Source organism: Rhizobium cauense (genome assembly GCF_019511525.1).
In the GTDB taxonomy this organism is placed as follows: Bacteria; Pseudomonadota; Alphaproteobacteria; order Rhizobiales; family Rhizobiaceae; genus Rhizobium; species Rhizobium cauense.
The window spans coordinates 1-220 of sequence record NZ_JAEUAT010000107.1; the positions used below are offsets into that span (position 1 = coordinate 1).

The following is a 220-nucleotide window of genomic DNA, read 5'->3' on the forward strand; positions in this document are numbered from 1 at the left end:
GCCTTCTTCGGCGAGCATGTCGGCTACCTGCCGCAGGACGTGGCGCTGATGGAGGGGACGATTGCCGAGAACATCTCGCGCTTTGCCGAGACGCCGGATGCGCGCAAGATCATCCGTGCGGCCAAGGCCGCCGACATCCACGAGATGATCGTGCACCTGCGCGACGGCTACCAGACGGAGCTCGGGCCGCACGGCACGGCGCTGTCGGCCGGCCAGCGCC

Annotated in this window: 1 pseudogene; it reads left to right on the forward strand. The window is 69.1% G+C overall.

Annotation, left to right across the window (positions count from 1 at the left end):
* A pseudogene (locus JNB88_RS33365) lies at positions 1-220 on the forward strand (type I secretion system permease/ATPase); the annotation flags it as partial.